Here is a 21,662-nt window from a genome sequence, read left to right as displayed (position 1 = left end):
AAGAAACGATGGCCCGACGATGGACGGCGTGCTGCACGACCTGAACGATCTGCACTTCTTCGCCGCGGTGGTCGAGCATGGTGGCTTCTCCGCCGCCGGGCGGGCGCTGGGCCTGCCCAAGTCGCGGCTGAGCAAGCGCATCGCCCAGCTCGAGGAGCGGCTCGGGGTACGCCTGCTGCAGCGGACCACGCGGCGCTTCGTGGTCACCGAGATCGGCGAGCGCTTCTACCAGCACTGCCGCGCGGTCCTGGAGGAAGCGCGCGCCGCGCAGGATGCGGTGGACGTGCTGCGCACCGAGCCGCGCGGCGTGGTGCGGGTCAGCTGCCCGGTCTCGCTGGCGCAGAACGTGCTGGGTCCGATCCTGCCGGCCTTCCTGCTCGAGCACCCCAAGGTGCAGGTGCGGCTCACCGCGACCAACCGCCGCGTGGACCTGATCGGCGAAGGCTACGACGTGGCGATCCGCGTGCGCGACAGGCTGGACACCGACGCGACCCTGGTGCTGCGCAGCGTCGGCCATGCGCGCAGCCTGCTGGTCGCCAGCCGCGCGTTCCTGGACGCCCATGGCCGCCCGCAGACGCTGCAGGAGCTGTCCCGGCTGCCGGCCCTGTCGATGTTCGAGCACGAGGGCGCGCAGCTGTGGGAACTGCTCGACGGCGACGGCAACAGGACCGCCGTGGAGCTAAAGCCGCGGCTGGTCAGCGGCGATTTCGTGGTGCTCATCGCCGCTGCGGTGCAGGGCTGCGGGGTGGCGCTGCTGCCCGAGGACTACTGTGCGCCGCTGCTCGCCAACGGCATGCTGGAGTGGGTGTTGCCGGACTACAGCACCGCCCAGGGCGTGCTGCACTTCGTCTACCCGAGCCGCCGCGGCCTGCTGCCGGCGATCCGCAGCTTCGTCGACTTCCTGGCCGAACGGCTGCCGCAGGCCACGTTCCACCACGACTGCCAACGGCTGGCGGCCGCGCAAAGCCCGGCTGGCGAGGACGGCATCGTCGGCCACGACGGCGCGGCGATCCCGGCGCCGGCGCATTCGTGAGGCTGCGGCGGCAGGCGCGATGATTGGGCTGCGCCCGCTGCGGCGGTCCCGGCGGCAGACGGCGCCGCGGTCGGGCGCGGGCGGCGCTGTCCGGCCATGTGCGCGCCCGTGGCCGCGGCCGGCGCGGCGGCGATGCGCGCAATCACACGGCCCATGCGGCGCACGGCACAGAATTTGCAAGGTTCGCTGCGACCCTAACGCAGCGCGATGACCGCATGCACCCCGTCCCTTTTCAGCTTGCCGATGCCAGGCCGATCCCGCACACCGCATGGAGCGCCGCGCGGCCATGAGCGGTTCCAAGAGCGCATCGATGCGCCGGCACTTCCGGCTCGGCATCATCAAGATCCTGGGGCCGACCACCGCCGCGGTGCTGCTGCTGTTCGGGATCTATCAGTGGCTGCAGGGCCATGCCTGGACCGCCGCCGCCGGCGCGGTCCTGGCCGCCCTGGCGGCGCTGGCCACGTCCCTGGCGCTTCGCTTCGGCGACGGCCGCATCGACCCGCTGCTGACCCTGAGCTGGTTGCTGGGCAGCGCGCTGGCCAGCCATGCCCTGCACCAGGCCGCGGTGCCGTGGCTGTACCTGGCGATGATGAGCAACTTCTTCGTGGTCGCGCGCGGCGTCGGACTGGCCTGCAACGCCACCCTGATCGCGATCATGCTGGTCACCCCGGGCACCCTGCTGGGCGCCGAGCACACGTTCTCGCTGATCGCCGTGTCCTTGCTGATCACCGGCCTGGGCTACGTGCTGTCGCTGCGCCTGGAGGACGATCGCGTGCAACTGGAGCAACTGGCCGCGCACGATGCGCTGACCGGGCTGCCGAACCGGCGCATGCTGGAACGCAGCCTGTCGCAGCGCGTGGCCGATCCGCGCCGCAGCACGCGCCGGCATGGGCTGATCGTGCTCGACATCGACCACTTCAAGGAGGTCAACGACCTCTACGGGCATGCGGCCGGCGACCGCACGCTGGCCGAGCTGGCGGCGTTGCTGCGCTTCCAGGTACGGGCGCCGGACGAGGTGTTCCGCTTCGGCGGCGAGGAATTCGTGGTGGTGACGCGGCTGCAGTCGCGCAGCGAGCTGGCCGCCTTCAGCAAGCGCCTGCATCAGGTTACGCGCGAAGCGCTGCGCGGCCCCAGCGGCCGCATCACCGTCTCGCTCGGCGCGGCCATGCTGTGCGACGAGGTGCACTGGCAGGATTGGTTCTCGCGCGCCGACACGGCGCTGTACCAGGCCAAGAACGGCGGCCGCGACACTTACGTGGTCGCCGACGACCTGGCCCAGGAGTGACCGATCGCGCGGCGCACGCGCCGGCCCTGCGCCGGCCAACAGCGCTGCCGCGGCTGCCCGGGTGACGGCGACAGGATTGGCTTCGACCGGCATGGCGACATTGCCGCCGTGCGCGATCTCGCCATCCGCTGCCGCGCGGGCGCCGCGGCCTTGCGGCCGCAGCGCCCTCGCCTGCCACACGCGGCCGGGTCGCGACCGGCGTTACCGGCGACGGCCGTCGCGGCTGATGGCGCAAGGCCCCCTGCAGTCGCTCCCGGAGATCGGTCCCGCAGGCTGCAAACAGCCGAGGAAAACGCCCGATTCCTTCAGCGCGGCGCCGACGCCGGTACCGGCTGGACCGCCAGCGCCACGTCCTGTGGCACCACCGCGTCCTGGCCCCAGCCGCCGAGCGCCTTGTACACCCGCACCACGCCGACGTTGACCGCCGCCTCGGCGTCGGCCAAGGCATCGTCCGCGGACAGCTTGGTGCGCTGCGTATCGAGCAGGGTCAGGAAATCCTCCGACCCCTCGCGGTAGCGCAGCTGCGCCAGCGCTTCGGCGCGGCTGGCGGCCTGCGCCTGTTCGGCCACGATCGCCAACCGCGCCTGCTGTTTGGCGTAGGAGGTCAAGGCGTTCTCGGTGTCCTCCAGCGCGCCGAGCACCGCCTTCTCGTAGTCGGCGGCAGCGCCGTCGGCCTGCGCCTCGCTGGCGCGCAGCCGCGCCCGCACGGTGCCGAAGTCGAACGCCGCCCAGCTGATCGACGGGGTCAGCGACCAGGCCTTGCTGCTGCCCTGCAGCAGCGAGCCGGCATCGCCGGACAGGAAGCCGACGAAACCGCTGAGGCTGATCCGCGGGAACAGGTCGGCGGTGGCCACGCCGACCCGCGCCGTCGCCGCCGCCAGCCGGCGCTCGGCGATGCGCACGTCGGGACGCCGCCGCAGCAACTGGGTGGTATCGCCCAGCGGCAGCGCGCGCGCATAGGCCGGCGTCGCGCGCGGCGCCAGCAACTCGTCCAGCGTGCCGGGCGGACGGCCCAGCAGCACAGCCAGGCGATGCCGGGCCTGCGCCTCGCTGACTTCCAGCAGCGGGATGTCGGCCTCGATCGCCTTGAGCCGGGCGCGGCTGCTCTGCACGTCCAGCTCGCTGCCGGCGCCCAGTTGCCAGCGGGTCTCGGTCAGGCGCTGGGTGTCGCGCAGGTTGTCCAGCGTGGTCCGCGCCACCGCGATGCGCTTCTGCGCGCCGCGCAGCTCGAAGTAGTTGCGCGCCACTTCCGCGGCCACGGTCACCTGCGCATCGGCCATGCCGGCCTGCTCGGCCTCCAGGTCCGCGCGCGCCGCTTCGCTGGCGCGGCGCTGGCGCCCGAACAGGTCCAGTTCCCAGCCGGCATCGAAGCCCAGGCTGTAGCTCTCGGTCAGCACGCGCGCGCCGCCGGCGTCGGCATCCGGCGCCTTGCCGCGGCTGTAGTCGCCGTTGGCGGTGACGTGCGGCGCCTGGTCCAGGCGCCGTTCGGCGAACACCGCGCGCGCCTCGTGCACGCGCGACAGGGCGATGCGCAGGTCGAGGTTGGCGGCCAGGCTCTGGTGCACCAGTTGCTCCAGCACCGGGTCGTCGAACTGCGCCCACCACGACGCCACCGGCGAAGTGCTCGCGAACACCGGCGCCGCCGCGCCCTGCAGGGTCACCGGCGCCGGTTCGGGCGCGCGGTAGTTGGGGCCGACGCTGGCGCAGGCGCTGAGCAGCGCCAACGCCAGCGCGCCGATCGCGGGACGGATCACCATGGCAGCACCTGGCCCACATGGGTGTAGCTGCCGGTCGGGCCGTCGGCGTCGAGCAGCGCCATCATCACGCTGCTGCGCGCGCCATCGGCCACTTCCAGCTCGCCTTCGCCGGCGTTCATGTCGGTCTTCACGTAGCCGGGGTGGATGGTGTTGACCTTGATCGGGGTGTCGCGCAGTTCGTAGGCCAGCTGCACGGTCCACGCGTTCACCGCGCTCTTGGACACGTTGTAGGCCGGCACCTTGAAGTCGTAGATCGGCGAGCCCGGCTGGCTGTGCAGCGCGACCGAGCCGAGCAGGCTGGACACGTTGACGATGCGCGCGGCCGGCGCGGCGCGCAGCAGCGGCAGGAACGCCTGGGTCACCGCGATCAGGCCGAACACGTTGGTGTCGAAGGTGGTGCGCCAGGTCTCCAGGCTCTGCTGCGAGACCGCCAGCTTGAAGTCGTCGAGCAGGATGCCGGCGTTGTTGACCAGGATGTCGAGCCGGCCGTGGCGCGCCTGCACGGCGGCCACCGCGGCGGCGATGCTGGCCGCGTCGGTGACGTCCAGGACCAGCGCCTCCACCGGCAGGCCCTCGCCCTGCAGCTGCAGGGCGGCGGCGGTGGTGCGGGTGGAGTCGCGGCCGGCCAGCAGCGTGTGCACGCCGGCCTCGGCCAGCTGGCGCACGGTGTGCAGGCCGATGCCGCGGGTGGCGCCGGTGACGAGGGCGATTTTCTGGGTGGTGGTCATGCGGATTTCCTTGAATGAGGGGATGGACGGATCAGGCGTGGGTCGGCGCATCGGCGGCGTGCGCCGGCGCATGCGACACCAGCGGACGCCCGGCCAGCTTGCGCAGGGCGACATAGAACACGGGGGTGAGGAACAGGCCGAACAAGGTCACCCCGAGCATGCCGGCGAACACGGTGATGCCGGTGGCCGAGCGCACTTCCGCGCCGGCGCCGTGCGAGAACACCAGCGGCACGGTGCCGGCGATGAACGCGATCGAGGTCATCACGATCGGGCGCAGGCGCAGGCGGCAGGCCTGCAGCGCCGATTCCACGATGCCCTTGCCCTGCAGTTCCAGTTCGCGGGCGAACTCGACGATCAGGATCGCGTTCTTGCACGCCAGGCCCATCAGCACCACCAGGCCGACCTGCACGAACACGTTGTTGTCGCCGCCGCTCAGCCACACCCCGAACAGCGCCGACAGCAGCGTCATCGGCACGATCAGGATCACCGCCAGCGGCAGCGTCCAGCTTTCGTACAGCGCGGCGAGCACCAGGAACGCCAGCAGCACCGCCAGCGGGAACACCACCAGCGCGGCATTGCCCTGGGTCGCCTGCTGGTAGCTCAGGTCGGTCCATTCGATCTCCATGCCGTTGGGCAGCACCTGCTTGGCGATCTGGGTGAGCTTGGCCATCGCTTCGGCCGAGGACAGCATGCGCGCATCCGCCTCGCCGGCCAGGTCGGCGGCCGGGTAGCCGTTGTAGCGCAGCACCGGGTCCGGGCCGTAGCTTTGCTTGATCGTCACCATCGAGCCGATCGGCACCATTTCGCCGGCGGCGTTGCGGGTGCGCAGCCGCGCGATGTCCTCGACGTTCTCGCGGAACGGCGCATCGGCCTGGGCGATCACCTGCCAGGTGCGGCCGAACTGGTTGAAGTCGTTGACGTAGGTCGAGCCGAGATAGGTCTGCAAGGTGTCGAACAGATCGGTCAGGGCCACGCCCTGCGCCTTGGCCTTGACCCGGTCCACCTCCGCGTCCAGCTGCGGCACGTTGGCCTGGTAGGTGCCGATCGGGAAGCTCATGCCCGGGGTCTGCGCCACCGCGCCCTGCATCGTGTTGACCGCGTTCTGCAACGCGCCGTAGCCGAGGTTGGCGCGGTCCTCGATGAACAGCTGGTAGCCGTTGCCGTTGCCCAGGCCCAGGATCGGCGGCGGCATGAACGCGAACGACATGCCCTCGCCCAACGCCGAGATGCGCTGGTTGATCTCGGCGTTGATCTCCAAGGCGCTGCGGTGGCGTTCGGAGAACGGCTTCAGCGGCAGGAACACCACGCCGGTGTTGGGCGTGTTGGTGAACTGCAGCGCGTTGAGGCCGGGGAAGGAGATCGAATGCGCCACGCCATCGGTCTGCATCGCGATGGTGGCGACCTTGCGCAGCATCGCGTCGGTGCGTTCGATCGAGGCGCCTTCGGGCAGCTTCACGCCGGCGATCAGGTACATCTTGTCCTGGGTCGGGATGAAGCCGGCCGGCACCGCCTTGAACATCACGCCGGTGACCAGCAGCAGCACCACGTAGACCGCGAACACCGCGCCGCGGCGGCCGAGGATGCGCGAGACCGCGCCCTGGTAGCGGTGCGAGCTGCTGTTGAAGAAGCGGTTGAACGGACGGAACAGCCAGCCGCCGAACATCCGCTCCATCAGCCGCGACGGGCCGTCCTTGGGCGCATCGTGCGCCTTCAGCAGCAGCGCGGCCAGCGCCGGCGACAGGGTCAGCGAGTTGATCGCCGAAATCACCGTGGAGATCGCGATGGTCACCGCGAACTGCTTGTAGAACTGGCCGGTCACGCCGGACAGGAACGCCATCGGCACGAACACCGCGCACAGCACCAGCGCGATCGCGATGATCGGCCCGGACACCTCGCGCATGGCCTGGTGCGCGGCGGCCAGCGGGGTCAGGCCTTCCTCGATGTTGCGCTCGACGTTCTCCACCACCACGATCGCGTCGTCCACCACGATGCCGATCGCCAGCACCAGCCCGAACAGGGTCAGCGTGTTGATCGAGAAGCCGAGCAGGTGCAGCGCGGCGAAGGTGCCCACGATCGACACCGGCACCGCGATCAACGGAATGATCGACGCGCGCCAGGTCTGCAGGAACAGGATCACCACCAGCACCACCAGCAGCACCGCCTCCAACAGGGTGTGCACCACCGCGCTGATCGAATCGCGCACGAAGATGGTGGTGTCGTAGACCGCCTCGTACTTCACGTCGTCGGGGAACTGCTTGGTGAGTTCGTCCATCTTGGCGATCACCTGGTCGCGGATCTGCAGCGCGTTCGCGCCCGGCGCCTGGAAGATGCCGATGCCGACCGCGTTCTTGCCGTCCAGCTGCGCGCGCAGGGTGTAGTCGCCGGCGCCCAGCTGCAGGCGCGCCACGTCGGACAGGCGCACGGTCTGGCCGTCGGCGCCGACCTTGAGCACGATGTCGCCGAACTCCTGCTCGGTACGCAGGCGGCCCTGCGCGTTGATCAGGGTCAGGAACTTGCTGTCCGGCATCGGCTCGGCGCCGAGCTGGCCGGCCGAGACCTGCACGTTCTGCTCGCGCATCGCCGCGACCACGTCGCTGGCGGTCAGCCCGCGCGCGGCGACGCGCTCGGGGTCGAGCCAGGCGCGCATCGCGTAGTCGCCGCCGCCGAACACCTGCGCATCGCCCACGCCCTGGATCCGCGCCAACGCGTCCTTGACGTGCAGGCGCGCGTAGTTGCGCAGGTACAGCGTGTCGTACTTGCCCTTCGGCGAGGTCAGGTGCACCACCATCAGGAAGGTGGGCGACTGTTTCTGCGTGGTCACGCCCTGCCGGCGCACGTCCTCGGGCAGGCGCGCCTGCGCCTGGGCGACGCGGTTCTGCACCTTGACCGCGGCATCGTCCGGGTCGGTGCCCGGGCGGAAGGTGATGGTCATCTGCAGCACGCCGTCGGAGCCGGCGACCGACTTGAGGTACATCATGCCCTCCACGCCGTTGATCGCTTCTTCCAGCGGCGTGGCGACGGTCTCGGCGATGACCTTGGGGTTGGCGCCCGGATACACCGTGCGCACCACCACCGAAGGCGGCACCACGTCGGGGTATTCGCCGATCGGCAACAGCGGGATCGAGATCAACCCCGCGGCGAAGATGATGATCGACAACACGGCCGCGAAGATCGGCCGGTCGATGAAGAATCTGGAAAAGTCCATGGGTGGTGGTCCTGGAAACTAAGGTGGAACGGGTGGCCGAACAGGAACGCGGGCAACGCGGCGGCGACGCCGGACCACCAAGGTGGCCCGGCTGGCAAGCACCGGCCGCCAGCGCGACCGGTCTACGACGCTGTGCGCGCCCCTGGCGTCAGGCGGGGACGGCTCAGTCGAGGGCGACGGCCTTGCGTGCGGCGGCGGGCGAAGTGGTGGCCAGGGCCACGGGCTTGGCCTGCACCGGCATGCCGGGCATGAACACTTTCTGCACCCCGTCGACGATGACCCGGTCGCCGGGGTTGAGTCCGCCGAGCACGATGCGCAGGCCTTCGGCGCTGCGCCCCAGCTGCACGTCGCGGCGCTGCGCCTTGCCGTCCTTGTCGACGACGTAGACGTACTTGCGGTCCTGGTCGGTCAGCACCGACCTGTCGTCGATCAGCAGCGCGTTGAAGCGGCCGCTGCCGAGCAGGCGCACGCGCGCGAACAGGCCCGGGGTGAAGATGCGGTCGGCATTGTCCAGCACGGCGCGGACGCGGATGGTGCCGGTGCTGCGGGTGACCTGGTTGTCGAGGAAATCGACCTTGCCGGCATGCGGGAAACCGTCCTCGCCGACCAGGCCGATCTGCACCGGCAGCTGCCCGTCGCGCTCGCTCGGCCGCTCGCCCTTGCGCGCCATCTGCGCGTAGCGCAGGAAGGTGCCTTCGTCGGCATCGAAGTACACGTGCACCTTGTCCAGCGACACCAGCGTGGTCAGCACGCTGGCGCTGTCGCCGGCGCTGACCAGGTTGCCCGCGGTGACCATGGCGCGGCCGGCGTGGCCGTCGATCGGCGCGCGCACCTGGGTCCACTCCAGATTCAGGCGCGCGGTATCCACCGCGGCCTGCGCGGCGAGCACGTCGGCATCAGCCTGGTCGGCGGCGGCATGGCGCTGCTCCCAGGTCTCGGTGGAGATCGCCTGCTGGTCGGACAGTTTCTTGGCACGCGCCGCCTCGCTGCCACTTAGCTTGGACTGGGTCCGCGCCCGCGCCAGTTCGGCGTTGGCGCGCGCCAGCTCGGCGCGGTAGCTGCGCGCGTCGATGGTGAACAGCACGTCGCCCTTCTTCACTTCCTGGCCTTCGACATAGTTGACCTTGTCGATGTAGCCGGACACGCGCGGGCGCAGGTCGACGTGTTCGACCGCCTCGACGCGGCCGCTGAACTCGTCCCACTGGCTGATTTCCTTCTGCAGCGCCGGCGCGACGCCGACCGCCGGCGGCGGCGGTGCGCCCTGCTCGGCCTTGCCGCCGCAGGCGGCCAGGGCGGCGGCCAGCAGCGCGATCGCCAGCGGGCGCAAGGCACGCGACGGGGAATGGAACGACATCGGAATCGGGTTCATCGGGAGACCTCGTGAGTGGAGGGAGAAAAATGCGGAGCGGTCATCAACGAGGTGCGTGGATGCGCGTAACGGTGTTTGTCGATGTCGACCACGGCCTGGCCGGGCACGCCGGCGTCGGCGAGCAGCGACACCGCGGCGCGGCCCACGCTGAGCGTGGTGAACCATTCCGGGCAGTCGTCCGCGCCGGCTTCGCTGCGGCACACCGGATGGGTCAGCGACAGCAGCTGCACGCGCACGCCCAGCGGCTTGGCCTCTTCGTGCAGGACCTGGGCGAGCATGCGGATCGATGCCGCCGCCACCGAACTCTCGCCATGCCCGGCCCAGGCGCGCAGCGCGCACGGGCTGCCGAGCAGGACGTAGCGGCCGCCGCGCTCGGCCTGCGCCAGCAACGGCAGCAGGTGCCGGGCCGCGGCCAGGTGCGGCAGCAGGTCGGCTTCCATGCGCCGGCGCAGCGCGCTCACCGGCTGGTCCAGCAGGCGCCCGCAACGCAGCGGGCTGCCGAGGCTGGCGACCACCCCGGCCAGCGGCCGCGGCCGCTGCGCCACGGCTTCCGCCAGGGCAGCGGCGGTCGCGTCGTTCGACACCGACCCCTGCAGCACGTCCAGCGCCGGTTCGTCGCTGTAGCGATCGCGCAAGGCGCGCAGCCGGCCGCGGTCGCGTGCCACCGCCAGCACCGGGCTGCCGGCCTCGAGCAACGCGCGCACCACGCCCAGACCGATGTTGCCGGTGCCGCCGAGCACCAGCACCTCCGGGTCCAGCATCCCGCTCACGGGACTTTTACTCCCGCAAACGGGACAATCGCGATCCGACCGAGTCGACCGCTGCCGCGTTGGCCCAGCTGCATCGCGCTGCCGGCCTGGCTGCGCGGGGGCGGGGTGAATTCGCGGAAAGCCTTGAGGTAACCGGTTTCCAGCGCGTCGAGAGGCATCCCATCGAGCCGATTCGGGCGACGGACGCCTGCGAGAAACTGGAACAGAGTGCGCAACAACATGAGCAAATGGCCTGGGTGGCGGCGAATGCGTACAAATTAGGCGTCAAAGCCGCACTTGATTAGTCCGAATTAAGGGGAATAATCGTCCCGTCACCGGTCCAATCGTCTTCACCCCTCAGGAACCCCGCCATGACCCACGATCTGAACGACACCCTGATCTTCGTCAAGGTGGTCGAGCAAGGCAGCTTCATCGCCGCCGCCAACGCGCTCGGCCTGCCCAAGACCACCGTCAGCAGAAAGGTGCAGGATCTGGAGGCGCGCCTGGGCGCGCGCCTGCTGCATCGGACCACGCGCCGCCTCGGCCTGACCGAAGCCGGCGCGGTCTATCACGAACATTGCCAGCGCATCGCCCGCGAACTGGAGGAAGCCGAAAGCGCGGTCGGACAGCTGCAGGCCGGCCCGCGCGGCTGGCTGCGTTTCAGCGTGCCCTACTCCGCCGGCATTTCCTGGGTGGCGCCGATCCTGGGCGAATTCCACAAGCAGCATCCGGAAGTGCGCCTGGAGATGGTCATGACCAGCGACAAGGTCGACCCGATCGCCGAAGGCGTGGACGTGGCCCTGCACATGGGCGCGCTGCTGGATTCGACCATGGTCGCGCGCAAGCTGGCCACCTTCCGCACCCAGGTGTTCGCCAGTCCCAACTACATCGAGCGCCACGGCGAACCGCTGCACCCGGACGACCTGCAGCATCACCGCACGCTGGCGCTGAGCAATGGCCGCAACGGCAGCAACCGGCTCAGCTGGCCGCTGCGCAACGGCAAGCAGAGCGGCGAGTTCGCGATCCAGCCGATCCTGGTCGCCAACGATTCGGCCGCGCTGATCGGCGGGCTGGTCTGCGGCGAAGGCCTGGTGCTGGCCAGCGACGCGACGATCAAGCCGCTGATCGAGGCCGGCAAGGCGCGGCGCGTGCTCGGCGGCTGGGTCGGCCCCGACCTGGATTTCAACGCGGTGTTCCCGGGCGGGCGCATGCTCTCGCCGAAGGTGCGCGCCTTCGTCGATTTCCTGGTCGACAAGCTCAACTTCGACGTCAGCTACATGATGGCGCAGTGCCCGGCCAAGCTGGCCACGCAGCAGGCCGACAGCGGCGCCGAGTTCACCCTGTGCAGCGGCGTGGCGATGAACACCCAGTCGCTGCCGCTGCCGCAACTGGCGGAGCTGCCGCTGGCGGACGCCGAACCGGCACCGGAGCTGGAGGAAGAAGCGCTGGTCTGAGCGAACGGCGGCTGCGCGCGACGACCATCGCCCGCGTACGCATGCAATGCGCCAGAACGCGAACGGGCCGCACACGCGGCCCGTTCGCATTTCAGCGTGACTGGAGCGTGCTCAGGAGCGCAGCGGCACCACGCGGATCTCGACCCGGCGGTTCTGCGCGCGGCCGGCCTCGGTGCTGTTGTCGGCGATCGGGTACTTCTTGCCCGCGCCCAGCGTCTCGATGCGCTCGCGCTGCACGCCCTGCGCGCTCAGGTACGCGGCCACCGAGGCGGCGCGCTGTTCGGACAGGCGCTGGTTGACCGCGTCGCTGCCGATGCTGTCGGTGTGCCCGACCACTTCGATCATGGTCTGGTTGTATTCGCCCAGGGTCTGCGCCACGCCGTTGAGCGCCGAATAGAACTGCGGCTTCAGCGTGGACTGGTTGAAATCGAAGGTGATGCCGTCCGGCAGGTTCAGGGTGATGTTGTCGCCGTCGCGGCGCACGTCGATGCCGGTGTTGGCGGTGCGCTCGCGCAGCGCGCGCTCCTGGCGGTCCTGGTAGTTGCCGATCGCCGCGCCGCTGAGCGCGCCGATGCCGGCGCCGATCATCGCGTGCTGGCGGCGCTCGGTGGCGCTGCTGCCGCTGAGCAGGCCGGCGGCCACGCCGACCGCAGTGCCGATCAGCGCGCCGCGGCCGGTGCGGTTGTTCTGCTGCTCGGTGGGGTTGCCGTACTGGTCGCGCTGCACGTAGGAACCGCCGGTGGCGCAGGCGGACAACAGCAGCGCGCTGGCCAGCGCCACGGACATGCCTTGGATGACGGTGCGTTTCATCGCGCTCTCTCCCTAACCTGAATTGAAGTGGAGACAAGCATAAACAGTCGCCTGCGAGACCGGCATGAACGAAGCGCGCGCCGCCGCGCGCGGTGCATGCCCCCTGTTCAGGAAAGCGGCAGCAGCGCGTCCGCATCCACCGCGCGCAGCGGATGCTCCCAGTCGCCCATCAGCGCCAGGTACAGCAACTTCTCGAATTCGGCGCCGATCCGGCGCATCACCGCATCCGGGTCGGGAATCAGCCGCGCATCGCCGATCAGGCCGAAGTGCACGCGGTGGTTGTAGCTCATGATCGACACGCCGACCCCGATCGAGCCGGTCTGCGGCACCCAGAACATCATCTCGCGCACGCCGCTGCCGGCCAGGTACAGCGGCTGCTGCGGCCCCGGCACGTTGGTCGCCACGGTGCTCGCCTTGCGGCTGAACAGGTCCAGCGCCAGCGACTGCAGCGCCGCCGGCGCCATGCCCACCGCGGCCAGCAGCCCGAACACCACCATCGCCTGCCGCGACTGCTTGAGCTGCTGCATCGACTCAGCCACGCGCTGCACGCGCCGCACCGGATTGTCCTCGCCGACCGGCAGGTCCAGGAACACCAGCCCGAAATGGTTGCCGAGCTTGCGCGCATGCTCCAGCGGCCGCAGGTTGACCGGCACCGTGGCGCGCAGGGTCACCCCGTCCAGGCGTTCGCCGCGCTCAAGCATGTAGTCGCGCAAGGCGCCGGCCATGGTCGCCATCAGCACGTCGTTGACGGTGCAGTCGCAAGCGCGGCCGACCGCCTTCACTTCGTCCAGGTCCAGCGGCTCGGCCCAGGCCACCCGCTTGCTGACCCCCAGGCGCCCGCGCAGCAGCGTCGGCGGATCGTCGGACAGCAGCAGCGCATTGGCCAGTTCGCGGCCGATCAGGCCGCCCTCCTTGGCCAGCATCGTCGCCAGGTTCGGGTCCTGGTACATCTCGCGGCCCTTGTCGAGCATGCGCCCGCCCAGTTTCAGGTAGCGGTCGATGGCGCCGACCCGGCGCACCACTTCCTTGCCGTCGTCCTTCAGCCAGGCGCGGCCCAGCTGCGCCGACGGCTCCGGCACGCGCTGCATGTCGGTCAGCGACAACAGCACCTGCACCAGCGCGATGCCGTCGGCGTAGCTGTGGTGGATGCGCGCCACCAGCGCCGAACCGCCTTCGTAGCGTTCGATCAGGTGGAACTGCCACAGCGGCTTGGTCTTGTCCAAGGGCGTGGACGCCATCTGTCCGGCGAAGCGCTCCAGCGCCTTCTTGCCGCCGCGCCCGGGCAAGGCCGACAGGCGCACGTGCCAGTCCAGGTCGAAGTCGTCGTCGTGCTGCCAGTAGGCGCCGGTCGCGGTGTCCACCGGCTTCTGCTGGAAGCGCGGGAACGACAGGAAGCGCTTGCGCACCAGTTGCTTGAACTGCGGCAGCGACAGCGGCTCGTCGAGCATCAGCACGCCGGTGATCATCATCGGATTGGTCGGCCGCTCCATCCGCAACCAGGCGGTATCCACGCGCGACATCGGTTCGCGCCGCGGCTTGCGGCGGGCTGTGCTGGTGGCCATGCGTGCTCCTGTGCCTGGCCGGAGTGAATCATGGCGCGGCGAAGGGCGTCAATCGCGGCGCGCTGCCGCGGTTCACGCCGCAACGCAGCACCGCCGCGGCCTCAGCCGCTGCCGCCGGTCTCGCGATAGGCGGCCAGCGCGGCGTCGCGGCCGGCGGCTAGGTCCACGATCGGTTGCCGCGGATAGTGCGGCGCGCTGGCGGCCAGGCGCTGCGGCGACAGCCACGGCGCGAAGCGTTCGGCCACCGGCAGCGCGGCCAGTTCCGGCACCCAGCGCGCGATGTAGCGGCCCTGCGGATCGAACTTCTGCGCCTGGGTCACCGGGTTGAACACGCGGAAGTACGGCGCGGCGTCGGCGCCGGTGCCGGCCACCCACTGCCAGCCGAGCGTATTGTTGGCCAGGTCGGCGTCGACCAGCGTGTCCCAGAACCAGCGCGCGCCCTCGGACCAGTGCACGCGCAGGTGCTTGCACAGGTAGCTGGCGACGATCATCCGCACCCGGTTGTGCATCCAGCCGGTGTGCCACAGCTCGCGCAGGCCGGCATCGACGATCGGCACGCCGGTGCGGCCGCGCTGCCAGGCCTGCAGCTGCGCCGGATCCGGCGCGGCCCAGCGGAAACGGGCGAAGCGCGGATTGAGGTTGTGCTCCGGCGTGGCCGGGAAATGGTGCAGCAGGTGGTGGGCGAAATCGCGCCAGCCGAGCTGGCGGATGTAGCCGTCGATCGCCGCGCCGGTGGCGGCGCTGCGTTCTTTTTCCAGTTCGGCGACGATCCGCCACGGCGCGATCTCGCCGAAATGCAGGTGCGGCGACAGCCGCGAGGTGCCGACCTGGTCGGGACGGTCGCGGCCTTCGAGGTAGCCGCGCAGGGCGCCGTCGACGAACACGTCCAGCGCTTCGTGCGCGCCCGCTTCGCCCGGCTGCCATACCTCCCAGAACCCACGGTCCCAGCCGAGCGCCGGCGCCAGCCTGAGCTGCTGCAGCGGCAGGCTGCGCAGCGCCGCGGGCGGTGGCGGCAGCGTCTTCGGCGCCGGCACCAGCGCCGGTACCTGCCAATGGCTCAAGGCGCTGCGCCAGAACGGGGTGAACACCTTGTACGGCCCGCCCTGCTGGGTCGCCAGTTGCCACGGTTCGAACAGCAGCGCGCCGTTGTAGCTGTGCACCTCCAGGCCCTGCTCGCGCAGTTCGCGCTTGAGCCTGGCGTCGCGCGGCTGCGTGGCCGGTTCGTAGCGGCGGTTCCAGTACACCGCGACCGCGCCGCATTCGGCGATCAGCTCGCGCAGCACGGTCTCGGCCGGGCCCTGGCGCAGGATCAGCCGCGAACCGCGTTCGCGCAGCTGCGCGTCGAGCGCGGCCAGCGAGCGCTGCAGCCAGCTCAGCGACGCCGCGCCGGCGGCCCAGGCGCCCTCGTCGCCGGGACTGTGCAGATAGACCGGCACCGGCGTATGTCCGGCGGCCAGCGCCGCATGCAGGGCGGGTTGGTCTTGCAGGCGCAGGTCGCGGCGGAACCAGACGATGGCGTAGCTCATGCGCAGGACGGGCTGGAAAAGGACGCGCAAGGATACGCGGGGCCGGCGCGCAACCGGCGTGAGTACGCGCCGCCGGCCCTGGCGCCGGCTAGGCCGCGACCGACGCTCCGGCCTGTTCCTCGCTGCCGTAGCTGATCAGCAGCGGCTCGACGATGGCGCCGGCCGCTTGCAGGTTGCGCAAGGCCAGGATCGAGGTCAGGCTCAGCTCGCTACCGTGCGCCAGCAACATCATGCCGCGCTTGGACACCACGTCCTGTTCCAGGCGCCAGCCCGGCACCAGATCGCAGACCTTGGCCTTGCGGATGCCGCTGCGGGTATTGAGCTGCAGGTCGGCGAGCGCATCGATCAATCCGCGCGGCAACGGCGGCTCGACCTTGCGCAGCTCCTGCACCGCGTGTGCCAGCGGCAGCTTGCGCGCCAGCCCGCGCACCAGCAGCAGCGACGCCCGCAGCAGGTGCGCGCCGCGGACCACGTCCGGCGCTGCATCGGCCGGCGGCGGCAGCGCCTGGTAGCGCACGATCTCGGCGACGGCCTGCATGCGCGGGATCGCCATCAGCAGCCGATGCGCGACCAGCGGATGGCCGTCGATCAGCTTCTGCTCTTCCTCGGACAGTTCGTCGCCGGCGATCTCGCGCTGCACGATGTCGCCCGGCACGCTGACGCAGCCGATGTGGCTCAGCGCCGCGGCCACCTCGACGGTCCAGCGATTGGGCCACGGCAACTTGGCGGTGACGTGGCTGACGCAGGCCTGCAGCTGCGCCGAGCGCTGGAACGCCCAGGGCGCGACCATCGACAGCACCTCGGTGAGCATGCGCGTGGTGCCGGCCAGCGTGGTTTCCAGCAATTCGCGTTCCAGCAGCGTGGCGCGGTGCAGCGCCACCGCCTGCTCCAGCGCGGCGACCAGTTCCTCGGTCGGGCACGGCTTGCACAGGAAACGGAAGATCGCGCCGTGGTTGATCGCCGCGATCGCCGAAGGCGCATCGGTCTGCCCGGTCAGCAGCAGGCGCACGCTGTCCGGCGCGCGCGCGCGCGCCGCGGCCAGGAACGTGGCGCCGTCCATGCCCGGCATGCGCATGTCCGACACGATCGCCGCGAACGGCGGGCCTTCGGCGATCGCGGCCAGTCCGGCCTCGCCGCCGTTGGCGGTGACCACGTCGAACTGGCCGAACAGGTTGCGCTCCAGCGCGGCCAGCAGGTTGGGTTCGTCGTCCACGCACAGGATGCGCGGCAGCTCCGGTTCGCTCATGAGATGTGCTCCGCTTCGCGAATCTGCGCGCACGCCGCCTGCCACTGCGGCAGCTGTGCGGCCACGCCCATCGATTGCAGGTATTCCAGGTCCGGCGCCAGGTCCTGCGCCAGCGCCACCGCCACGTGCACCACTCCGATCGCGTCGAACTGGCGGTGCTCGACCCGGCGCGGGGTGCGGTGGTGGGCGACCGCCTCGACGATCGCGCCGGGCAGGCCCCACACGCCGAGCAGGTAGGCGCCGATCTCCGCATGCGACGGGAAGCCGCGGCCTTGCGGATCGGCATCGCGGCACAGACGCTCGATGTCCGGCAGCAGCGCGCCGATGTTGGCGAGCAAGGCCGCGGTGGTCACCACGTCCTCGGCGGCATGGCCCTTGCCGACCACCGCGGCCAGCCGCGAGGCGCGCACCGCGCCGGCGCGGATCGCGTCGGCCGAGTCGCCGGCACCGCTGTGGAACACCTCGCTGGCCAGTACCAGCGTGCGCAGCAGGCCCAGGCCGATGCGGTTGACCGCGTCCTTGATATCGGCCACATGATGGCCGTTGCCGAAGAACGCGCAATTGGCCAGCTGCAGCACCTTGGCGGCCAGCGCCGGGTCGCCCTCCACCACCGCGGCGACCTGCGCGACGCCGGCCGCGGGGTCGCCGAGCAGGCGGTTGAGCTGTGCGAACATGCGTGGGGCCGACGGCAGCCCGCCGATGCGTCCCACCACCGACTGCACCGCCGGATCGTCCAGCAGCAGTTGCAGCGCCACCGCGCGGTCGATCGCCTCGATCAGCGCATCGCCCTCGCAGGGCTTGGCCAGGAACTGGTGGGCCACGTCCAGCGAGCGCAGCGCCGCTTCCTGTTCGGTATGCCCGGACAGGATGATGCGGATGCTGCGCGGGCAGCTGTCGCGCACCTGGCGCAGCAGTTCGGCGCCGTCCATCATCGGCATGCGCATGTCCGAGACCACCACGTCGGCCGGCTGCGCCTGCAGCGCGAGCAGCGCCTCCGCGCCGCTGTTGGCGAAGGCCACGTCCCAGTCGCGATCGGCCATGAACATGGTGCGTTCGAGGCCGGCCAGCACCTGCTTCTCGTCGTCGACGAACAGCACGCGCATCGCTCAGCCCGCCACGGTGTTCAACGGCAACCGCACCACGAAGGTGGTGCCGCGCTGGTCCGGCGACGGTTCGAAGAAGATCTGTCCCTGGTGCTTTTCCACCACCGTCGAATAGGCGATCGCCAGGCCCTGGCCGGTGCCCTTGCCGACCGGCTTGGTGGTGAAGAACGGATCGAACACCTTGGTGCGGATCGCCTCGGGAATGCCCGGGCCGTCGTCGCTGACGCACAGGTCCACGTGGCTGTCGCCGGCACGGCGCAGGACGATGCGGATCCGGCCCTGCTCGCGCTGGCCCGGCACCAGCGTGTCGCTGATCGCATGCGCCGCGTTGACCACCAGGTTCAGCAGCACCTGGCCGATCTCGTCGCGCAGGCACGGCACCAGCGGCAGGTCGGCGGCGAAATCGGTCTCGACCTCGGCCACGTACTTCCATTCGTTGCGCGCGACGGTGACGGTGGTGGCGACCACCTCGCGCAGGTCCACCGGTTCCTTCTCGCCGGCGGAAGGGTGCGAAAAGGTCTTCATCGCGCCGACGATCTTGGTGATGCGATCCAGGCCTTCCAGCGACTGCTGCAGGGCCTCGGGGGTCTGCTTGCGCAGGTACTGGAACTTGGACGAGGTCACCTGCGCGTCGAGCGCGGCGATCAGCTCCAGCGCCACGCCCTGCGCGCGCGCCACCTCCACCACCTCGAACGCCTTGTCGATCACCTGATCGACCATGGCCTTGGCCTTGCACACGAACGCGACGTTGTCGCGCACGTACTGCGCCGGGGTGTTGATCTCGTGGGCGATGCCGGCGGCGAGCTGGCCGATCGATTCCATCTTCTGCGCCTGCAGCAGCGCCGTCTGCGCCTTGCCCAGGTCGGCCAGCGCATGCTCCAGTTCCTGCCGCTCGCGGCTCAGTTCCTGGGTCTTCAGCGCCACCACCTTGCCCAATGCGATGTTCTGCTGCAGCGTCGCCAGCGGCGAGGCCACCGCGTCGTCGCGCGCGGTGACCCGCTTCTTCAGCACCGCGATCACCTTGTCGCGTGCGGCCAGTTGCCGGCGCAGCTCGGCGACGAGCACTGCGTCGCCGCTCGCGCGGGGAGCGGCCAGGTCGCCCGCCAGGGCCGGCACCGTCGCTGCATCTGCGCTCATGCTCATCTCCCGATCGCCACGCCGGTGAAGGTCTGGTTGACGTGCAGGCCGTTGAACTGCTCGCCGTAGGTGGAGAAGCCGAACACGCGCTCCCGCGCCATGAACGCGCCGACCTCCTGCTGCATCTGCGACTGGCCGAACTCCAGGCGGCGCAGGATGCAGTCGCAGCCGATCACCAGCGCCGGGTCGGGCACCGCCTCGTGCACCTCGGCAAAGGCCTGCTGCAGCGTTTCCATCACGTCCACCGCCTTGCCGACCGCCACCACCATGCCCTCCTCCACCGCGCAGTAGCAGGTCATCGACAGGTCCTCGTTGACCCGCAGGATCGAACGCACGTAGGGCTCGCCGCTCAGCGTCAGCAACAGCGGATAGGTGGAGAACACGTGCGGGTCCAGCGCCTGCAGCGGCACCCCGATCGCCGCGGAATAGGCCAGCGCCGCCGGTTCGCCGTTGATCTCGCGGATCAGGCGCCGCTCCGGGTCGGCATCGGTGACCACCAGTTCGACCTCGCTGGCGACGAAGTGCTGCAGCTTGAACACCACGAACGGATGCCGCGAATGGAACAGGGCCAGCACCGCCGCGTCGGCCAAGAAACGGCCGTCGTAGTAGACCTGGGTGCGCTCGAAGCGCAGGTTGTCGCCGGCCGAACCGCCGAGCAGCGGCACGTTGCCGATCATCCGGTACAGCGCCGCGGCCAGGTATTCCTCGCAGGTGGACAGCCCGTCGACCAGCAGCAGCGCGAAGCACTGCCCGGCCTTGTCGGCGGTGGCGGCCTGCACCGCCTCGGCGGCCACCGCCACCTGCGCCTGCAGGTCGCTCAGCGGCGCGATCAGCAGCGGCTGCGCCTGCAGCACGCCGCCGCGCAGGCCGGCGACCAGGATGCCGTTGCTCTGGAAACCGCGCTCGCCGATCTGGCCGGCCGCGGTGCAACCGATCACCGGGCAGTCGAAACCGGCCTTGAGCGCCGGACCCAGCGCCTCCAGGTCGTACTCGGCGTCGCAGAACAGCAGCAGGGCATCCAACGGCGCGGCGCCGAGTTGCGCGCGCAACGCGGCGACGGCGGCGACGGCGTCGCGGTCGGCGGTTTCGGCATGGGTGACGGTCAGCGGCATGGGCGGGCAGGATCATGGACGGGCTCCTACCGTGTATCGACCGTCACATGGCGGTGTTGAGCGCCACGATGGCGCTGTGTGACAGAGGTATCGCTGTGCGCGGATGAATAGGCGCGCCGCCGGGAAATCTACCGCAATGCAGCAATCGCGCCGCCGCCCGCGCCTACTCGAACGCGCCCACCGAATCGTGCGCCAGATTGTCGAAGCGGGTGTATTCGCCGAAGAACTTGAGCTTGCACGCCCCGGTCGGGCCGCCGCGGTGCTTGCCGATGATGATCTCGGCCAGGCCCTTGTCCGGCGAATTTTCCTTGTTGTAGTAATCGTCGCGGTAGATGAACACGATCATGTCCGCGTCCTGCTCGATCGCGCCGGATTCGCGCAGGTCGGCCATCACCGGGCGCTTGTCGGTACGCGTTTCCAGCGAGCGGTTGAGCTGCGACAGCGCGATCACCGGCACCCCCAGTTCCTTGGCCAGGCCCTTGAGCGAGCGCGAGATCTCGGAGATCTCGGTGGCGCGGTTCTCGCTGTTGCCCGGCACCGACATCAGCTGCAGGTAGTCGATGACGATCAGTCCCAGGTCGTGCTCGCGCTTGAGCCGGCGCGCCTTGGAGCGCAGGATCTCCGGCGACACGCCGGGCGTGTCGTCGATGAAGATCTTGGTTTCCTTCAGCATCTTGATCGCGCCGGTGACCCGCGCCCAGTCCTCGTCCTCGAGCTGGCCGGTGCGCAGGCGCTGCGCGTTGATGCGGCCGTTGGAGGAGATCAGGCGCATCGCCAGCTGCGAGGCCGACATTTCCATCGAGAACACCGCCACCGCCTTCTTCGACTTGATCGCCGCGTACTCGGCGATGTTCAGCGCGAAGGTGGTCTTGCCCATCGCCGGGCGCGCGGCCAGGATGATCAGGTCGGTCGGCTGCAGGCCGGCGGTCATCGCGTCGAAGTCGCTGTAGCCGGTGGCCAGGCCGGTGATGTTGCCGCCGTTCTCGAAGCGGCTGCGCAGTTCCTCGAACGCGTCCTTCAACGCGCCGGGCATCGCCACGAAATCGCTGCGCCCGCGCGCGCCGGCCTCGGCGATCTTGAATACCGCCTTCTCGGCGGTGGCCAGCAGTTCCGCGCTCTCGCGCCCTTCGGGCTGGAAACCGTCGTTGACGATGTTGGTGCCGACCTCGATCAGCTGCCGCAGCACCGCCTTGTCGCGCACGATCTCGGCGTAGGCGGCGATGTTGGCCGCCGACGGCGTGGTGCTGGCCAGCTCGATCAGGTAGGCGCCGTCGCCGACCATCTCCAGCTTGCCCTGCGATTCGAACCATTCGCCCAGCGTCACCGCGTCGAACGGGCGGCCCTTTTCGGCCAGCTCGCGGATCGCGCGGTAGATCAGCTGGTGATCGCGGCGGTAGAAGTCGTTGTCGGTGAGCTGGTCGTTGACCCGGTCGTAGGCGTCGGGCGCCAGCATCAGGCCGCCGAGCACGGCCTGCTCGGCCTCGATCGAATGCGGCGGCACGCGCAGCTGGTCGATACGCGGCTCGCTGCGTTCGCCACGCTCGCTTTTGCGGTCGCCGCGGTAGCCGGGACGGGCGGACATGGGC

The 21,662-nt window shown here is 70.2% G+C and carries 17 protein-coding genes; 3 read left to right on the top strand and 14 right to left on the bottom strand.

The window, feature by feature from the left end:
- The first annotated feature begins 19 nt into the window (after nucleotides 1-19).
- On the top strand, nucleotides 20-1,033 hold the full coding sequence (locus AB3X10_RS09885) for a LysR substrate-binding domain-containing protein (RefSeq protein WP_369981158.1): 1,014 nt from the start codon (nucleotides 20-22) through the stop codon (nucleotides 1,031-1,033).
- Nucleotides 1,034-1,319: 286 nt separating this feature from the next.
- Nucleotides 1,320-2,318, top strand: coding sequence for a sensor domain-containing diguanylate cyclase (locus AB3X10_RS09880; protein WP_369981156.1), 999 nt, complete (start codon nucleotides 1,320-1,322; stop codon nucleotides 2,316-2,318).
- 305 nt (nucleotides 2,319-2,623) lie between these two features.
- On the opposite strand, the gene AB3X10_RS09875 is transcribed toward AB3X10_RS09880, so the two are convergent.
- From AB3X10_RS09875 to AB3X10_RS09850, 6 genes are all read right to left on the bottom strand, one after another.
- On the bottom strand, nucleotides 2,624-4,075 hold the full coding sequence (locus AB3X10_RS09875; RefSeq protein ID WP_369981154.1) for an efflux transporter outer membrane subunit: 1,452 nt from the start codon (nucleotides 4,073-4,075) through the stop codon (nucleotides 2,624-2,626).
- Nucleotides 4,069-4,803: an SDR family oxidoreductase gene (locus AB3X10_RS09870; RefSeq protein WP_369981152.1), complete on the bottom strand. Its 735-nt coding sequence runs from the start codon at nucleotides 4,801-4,803 to the stop codon at nucleotides 4,069-4,071. The genes AB3X10_RS09875 and AB3X10_RS09870 overlap by 7 nt, the downstream gene beginning before the upstream one ends.
- A gap of 31 nt (nucleotides 4,804-4,834) precedes the next feature.
- Complete coding sequence (locus tag AB3X10_RS09865; RefSeq protein WP_369981150.1) at nucleotides 4,835-8,008, bottom strand: efflux RND transporter permease subunit; 3,174 nt, start codon at nucleotides 8,006-8,008, stop codon at nucleotides 4,835-4,837.
- A gap of 163 nt (nucleotides 8,009-8,171) precedes the next feature.
- Nucleotides 8,172-9,362 (bottom strand): efflux RND transporter periplasmic adaptor subunit, encoded by a 1,191-nt coding sequence (locus AB3X10_RS09860; protein ID WP_369981757.1) that lies wholly within the window; start codon nucleotides 9,360-9,362, stop codon nucleotides 8,172-8,174.
- A gap of 11 nt (nucleotides 9,363-9,373) precedes the next feature.
- Nucleotides 9,374-10,147 (bottom strand): SDR family NAD(P)-dependent oxidoreductase, encoded by a 774-nt coding sequence (locus AB3X10_RS09855; RefSeq protein WP_369981148.1) that lies wholly within the window; start codon nucleotides 10,145-10,147, stop codon nucleotides 9,374-9,376.
- Entirely contained in the window at nucleotides 10,144-10,368 is a 225-nt protein-coding gene (locus AB3X10_RS09850; RefSeq protein WP_369981146.1) for a hypothetical protein, read from the bottom strand. Before AB3X10_RS09850 ends, AB3X10_RS09855 begins: the two co-directional genes overlap by 4 nt.
- Before the next feature lie 129 nt (nucleotides 10,369-10,497).
- On the opposite strand from AB3X10_RS09850, the gene AB3X10_RS09845 reads away from it, so the two are divergent.
- Nucleotides 10,498-11,580: a LysR family transcriptional regulator gene (locus AB3X10_RS09845; protein WP_369981144.1), complete on the top strand. Its 1,083-nt coding sequence runs from the start codon at nucleotides 10,498-10,500 to the stop codon at nucleotides 11,578-11,580.
- Between the two features lie 111 nt (nucleotides 11,581-11,691).
- On the opposite strand, the gene AB3X10_RS09840 is transcribed toward AB3X10_RS09845, so the two are convergent.
- The 8 genes from AB3X10_RS09840 to AB3X10_RS09805 all read right to left on the bottom strand — a co-directional run bounded on the left by AB3X10_RS09840 (nucleotide 11,692) and on the right by AB3X10_RS09805 (nucleotide 21,658).
- Nucleotides 11,692-12,390, bottom strand: a complete 699-nt coding sequence (locus AB3X10_RS09840) for an OmpA family protein (RefSeq protein WP_369981142.1) — start codon at nucleotides 12,388-12,390, stop codon at nucleotides 11,692-11,694.
- Between the two features lie 107 nt (nucleotides 12,391-12,497).
- Nucleotides 12,498-13,952: a WS/DGAT/MGAT family O-acyltransferase gene (locus AB3X10_RS09835; protein ID WP_369981140.1), complete on the bottom strand. Its 1,455-nt coding sequence runs from the start codon at nucleotides 13,950-13,952 to the stop codon at nucleotides 12,498-12,500.
- A gap of 101 nt (nucleotides 13,953-14,053) precedes the next feature.
- The gene (locus tag AB3X10_RS09830) at nucleotides 14,054-15,478 is read right to left on the bottom strand and encodes a cryptochrome/photolyase family protein (RefSeq protein ID WP_369981138.1); all 1,425 of its coding nucleotides are present in this window, start codon (nucleotides 15,476-15,478) and stop codon (nucleotides 14,054-14,056) included.
- A gap of 88 nt (nucleotides 15,479-15,566) precedes the next feature.
- Nucleotides 15,567-16,724, bottom strand: coding sequence for an HD domain-containing phosphohydrolase (locus AB3X10_RS09825; RefSeq protein WP_369981137.1), 1,158 nt, complete (start codon nucleotides 16,722-16,724; stop codon nucleotides 15,567-15,569).
- Entirely contained in the window at nucleotides 16,721-17,827 is a 1,107-nt protein-coding gene (locus AB3X10_RS09820) for an HDOD domain-containing protein (RefSeq protein ID WP_369981136.1), read from the bottom strand. Before AB3X10_RS09820 ends, AB3X10_RS09825 begins: the two co-directional genes overlap by 4 nt.
- Before the next feature lie 3 nt (nucleotides 17,828-17,830).
- Entirely contained in the window at nucleotides 17,831-18,964 is a 1,134-nt protein-coding gene (locus AB3X10_RS09815; RefSeq protein ID WP_369981134.1) for a sensor histidine kinase, read from the bottom strand.
- Between the two features lie 2 nt (nucleotides 18,965-18,966).
- Nucleotides 18,967-20,076 carry an FIST N-terminal domain-containing protein gene (locus AB3X10_RS09810; RefSeq protein ID WP_369981133.1) on the bottom strand — a complete coding sequence of 370 codons (1,110 nt, stop codon included), beginning with the start codon at nucleotides 20,074-20,076 and terminating at the stop codon, nucleotides 18,967-18,969.
- 163 nt (nucleotides 20,077-20,239) lie between these two features.
- Nucleotides 20,240-21,658: a replicative DNA helicase gene (locus tag AB3X10_RS09805; protein WP_145706083.1), complete on the bottom strand. Its 1,419-nt coding sequence runs from the start codon at nucleotides 21,656-21,658 to the stop codon at nucleotides 20,240-20,242.
- Nucleotides 21,659-21,662: the final 4 nt, after the last annotated feature.

The sequence above is a fragment of the Xanthomonas sp. DAR 80977 genome, from assembly GCF_041240605.1.
Lineage (GTDB): Bacteria > Pseudomonadota > Gammaproteobacteria > Xanthomonadales > Xanthomonadaceae > Xanthomonas_A > Xanthomonas_A bundabergensis.
This window is presented reverse-complemented; position numbering and strand designations above follow the sequence as displayed.